The sequence below is a fragment of the Facklamia sp. HMSC062C11 genome (assembly GCF_001810675.1).
Classification (GTDB): domain Bacteria; phylum Bacillota; class Bacilli; order Lactobacillales; family Aerococcaceae; genus Facklamia; species Facklamia hominis.
The window spans coordinates 97,815-102,005 of the sequence record NZ_KV802399.1 but is presented as its reverse complement, the minus strand read 5'-3'; the positions used below and the strand labels follow the sequence as shown (position 1 = coordinate 102,005).

Annotated in this window: 6 protein-coding genes; all 6 read right to left on the bottom strand. The window is 35.5% G+C overall.

Features of this window, described 5'->3' with window-relative positions; genetic code table 11:
- The coding region (locus HMPREF2758_RS04960) for a hypothetical protein (RefSeq protein WP_070609454.1) at nt 1-401 on the bottom strand (401 nt) is incomplete at its 3' end.
- A gap of 179 nt (nt 402-580) precedes the next feature.
- Nucleotides 581-817, bottom strand: coding sequence for a hypothetical protein (locus HMPREF2758_RS04955; protein ID WP_070609453.1), 237 nt, complete (start codon nt 815-817; stop codon nt 581-583).
- An 88-nt stretch (nt 818-905) separates the two neighbouring features.
- The gene (locus tag HMPREF2758_RS04950) at nt 906-1,721 is read right to left on the bottom strand and encodes a MetQ/NlpA family ABC transporter substrate-binding protein (RefSeq protein ID WP_070609452.1); all 816 of its coding nucleotides are present in this window, start codon (nt 1,719-1,721) and stop codon (nt 906-908) included.
- 13 nt (nt 1,722-1,734) lie between these two features.
- On the bottom strand, nt 1,735-2,415 hold the full coding sequence (locus tag HMPREF2758_RS04945) for a methionine ABC transporter permease (protein ID WP_070609451.1): 681 nt from the start codon (nt 2,413-2,415) through the stop codon (nt 1,735-1,737).
- Entirely contained in the window at nt 2,408-3,145 is a 738-nt protein-coding gene (locus tag HMPREF2758_RS04940) for a methionine ABC transporter ATP-binding protein (RefSeq protein ID WP_070609450.1), read from the bottom strand. The genes HMPREF2758_RS04945 and HMPREF2758_RS04940 overlap by 8 nt, the downstream gene beginning before the upstream one ends.
- Nucleotides 3,146-3,858: 713 nt before the next feature.
- Nucleotides 3,859-4,191: hypothetical protein (locus tag HMPREF2758_RS04935; protein WP_246823257.1), on the bottom strand; the 333-nt coding region annotated here is incomplete at its 5' end.

Sequence of the window (4,191 nt, the reverse complement as noted above, 5' to 3'; positions counted from 1 at the left end):
TCTGAAGTCTTAGTATCAGGAAAGATTCCAAATGCTAATCCATTATCCATATAGACATCATCATAATCATATGCACTGTAGCGTTTCCCATTGCTATAGTCTGTTTCACCTTCCAAACCTATCGATAGTTTTATTCGATTGTCACCGTAAAAGCTAATACAAGCCAATCGTTCGCCAGATTCATGATAGCCTCTTCCTAAACGTTCATCATTAATGGTACAAGATATCTGATGCTCCTTACCATCAGGAATATATTTGATGCGAATATGACACCTTCCTAAAAGAGGAAAGTGTCTTCCCCCAATTGGTCCCATCTCCTTATAATCATAAGGAACAGACTGGCCATCAATTTTAATGTCTATATCACCCAATGGCGTGCTTAATTTTTTTATCTTTTTCATTTGTCATTCACCTGGCTAGAGTATATCAAAACAAGAGACAAAGAACTATGCTATACCGAACTGACCCCCAAGAGCTAGACAGATAATCTACCTTTTGGGGGTCACTACATTATTTCAAATGAGGGTGGCTTTCTACTTTAAATCGTAATAGTCGTCCCGTTCCTGAAGTGATAATTGAGCTACCCTTCTTCGTCCACTTCCACACAGTCTAAATGCAAATTCCAAAAGATTGGATCTAAGACTTCAATCGTTTCTCCCATCTCTCCTAGCTGGCCAATGAAGAAGTTCAATAGCAGAAGTCTTGTATTCTTGTCTTCAAGTTGGTTAGTCACTTTCTCTAAGGCAGCTTCTTCTTGATGAAACCAACTGACGAGTTCTTGATACTGACGGTTATAAGCTTCTTCGTTATTCTCCACATAATCTCACTTGAATATTTGCTGTTTTATTAATAAATTCAGCATTCCTAAGCATGTTTTATTGTATCTAAAATTTTACTGACAATACTTATTCTGCTACTTCGAAAGCTGGAACTAAATGTCCTTCTTTAGATAATTCGTCAAGAAAATCATAAACTTCTTGTGAAGTAAAAGCTTTAACTAATGCTTTAGTGGCATCAGAATCTTTATCTTCTTCACGGACAACCACTTGTATAGCAAAGGTGTTCTCTGGATCTTTTTCTAACATTAAAGCATCACTTGTTTTTAATCCAATTTTCGCAATATATGTTGGATAGTTAAAAACTAAATCTACCCCATCTTCATAAGCCGCAGTTAAGTTTAATAAATCAATTTCAGTAAATTTTAAATTCTTTGGATTTTCTTCAATGTCATCAAGCGTTGCGGTATGATCGGTTCCTTCTTTTAGTTTGATAACATCATAAGAATCTAAAATTAATAATGCACGTGCCATATTGGTTGCATCAGAAGGAATCGCTACTTCTGCCCCATCTTCAATATCTTCAATCGATTGATACTCAGGTGCATAAAAACCTACAACTGCATTGTAAATTGGCTGTACCGCTACTAAATCTGCATCATTAGCCTCATTATACATTTCCATAAAAGGGGCATGTTGCGCAAAGTTAGCATCCACTTCATCATGGAATAAAGCTTCATTGTATTGGATATTGTCTGATACTTCGACTAATTCAATTTTATAAGGTGCTTCAATAACTTCCCCTGCAATTTCGACAATATCAGTCATCGGTGGTAAGTGAGAAGCAACTTTAATAACCACTTCATCCTCTGCATTTACCGCTGGTAAATTAAATAAACTTAACGCACATAATGTTGCTAAAAATAATTTGAACAGTTTTTTCATTTTTTTCCTCCTCTTAATTTAGACGCTTATCAAAATGTTTGGCTAATTTAAAACCAGCCCATTGAATTATTTGAACTAATAAAATCATGACTACAATCGCAATATACATGATGTCGGTCTCATATCGTTGATAGCCATAACGAATCGCAAAATCTCCAATTCCACCACCACCAACCACTCCCATAATGGTTGAATACGAAAGAAAACTTACAAAAGCTGTTGTAAATCCAATCACTAGAGAACTCTTAGTTTCAGGTATTAAAAAATATCTTACTAATTGAAATGTCGTTGCCCCCATTGACCGAGCTGTCTCAATGATCTCCGGACCTAATTCCAATAAAGATTGCTCGACAAAACGGGCATATAAAGCAACTGCAATTAACATTAATGGAAACGACGCGGCAATGGGATCGCCTGTTGCGCGTCCATATACTTTTCTAACAATAGGTTGTAAAGCGACAACTAGTAACAGAAATGGAAACGAACGGACAATATTAACAAAAGCATTTAATAGATTATTGATTAATTGATTTTCAAGTGGTTTACGTTTGGCAGTTAAATAAAGATAAATCCCCAAAGGTAAGCCTAGGACGATGGCTGCAGCACAAGCTAATAGCATCATCGTTCCCGTCTCAAATAACGACTCAATAAGTTTTGGTAAATATTTCGTCATTCTCGTTAAAAATTCATCCATCTGCTAACACCTCTTTAACATATTGCGAATAGTTGGAATGAGGTGAAAGTTCATTGTTCGGTTGATTTTCAATAATTTCTATCAATCGTCCCTTTTCCATGATACCAATACGTTGACAAATTGACTTCATGACGGACAATTGATGTGTTACTAAGACCATCGTAATGGCATATTGTTGATTAATATCTTTTAAAATACGAACAATTTCCTGAGCCGTCATTTCATCCAACGCACTGGTAGGTTCATCAAGTAATATTATTTTAGGATTAATGATCAAGGCTCTAGCAATCCCTACTCGTTGCTTTTGCCCACCTGACAATTGACTTGGATAATGATGTCTTTTATCACTAAGCCCTACCGCTTCCAACACTTGATCGATGGTCAAAGGGTTGTCAAAAGTGTGAAGTTTTAACGGTAATAAAATATTTTCTTCTACTGTTAAACTATCCAGCAAATTGAATTGTTGAAAGACCATGGCGATATCTTTACGCACCTTACGCAGTGAGGCCTCTGATAACTGATTAATCCGATTACCATCGACCATCACTTGCCCTTCATCCGGTTGTAATAATCCATTAATAAATCGAAGCACAGTTGATTTACCTGCACCACTCTGCCCGATTAAACCAAAAATTTCGGATTGATTAATCGTTAAATTTAAATTAGACACCGCTGTAAGAGTCGTGTGGTTCGTATTAAAGCGTTTCGTAACACCCTCTAATTGAATCAATTAATCACCCAATTTCTTTATTTTGAATTAGCTAATTCATTTGTCATTATAACCCACTTATAACTAAACTACAAACTAAAAATATAACAGGTTTTACATTCAATTAAAACAGCATCGCTTGTGAAGTACTTCCTAAAATAAAACGTTTATCTGAGCTATTTATTGCGGTTATGATTAATTTAAAATTCGTGAATTTTAAAGTGTTCGCTAACATTAATAACACATTATTGATACAGATAACATAAGGGGGGTAACTAGTAGCCACTGTTATTTATTTCTCCTTAGTCCGCAGTGTTGACTCTCGTTCAAAATAACCTGTCGTTTGCTATAAAATATAACTTCACAGACACGTCCAACCAACATCTATTGAGTATCAATAACTAACACCTTCACTTAATGATACTTCTAGGTGGCTAGCTTTTAACGATTATTCAGCTACTAATTATTGAATTACCGGCTCAATCACTTGATTCCAACAATCTCAAATATGATCGCCTCAGCTTCATAAAAGTTAACTGTTTCACTTTTTTGCTTTAACCAGTGGAAAAATTTTTGTTATGTTCTCACCTTATTCAGTCGATCAGTTCCCTCATACACCTCTCCTCATTTCCCCCCATTTTTCTCTAACACACAGAAAAAAGCCCCTTCTTAGGAGCTTCTCTCAAGTTCACAAACTCTATATTCATACTTCTATCTTTTTCATTTTCTGATAATCATTCCGAAGTAATTTTTTGATTTTCAATAGGCACCCTAAGCGTCGCAATAAATGCCACAATTATTAAAACATGCAGTATAATATGCCATAAATCCGGCACATATCTTCCCGGTATGTTTATGAATTGGATACAATTTTCAAAATAAGCAATCTTGCCTTCAACGCTACCCATCAGTCCTTTTCCGAAAATGGTATACCATTCATGGGCAAGGAATTGTAATATAAACCAACCCAATAACCAGCCCAATTGAATATATTTACCTAGCTTCCTAGTTAACAGAAAAATACAAAATACTATGGTTGAAATGACCATAAACATTCCGTCTTCGTT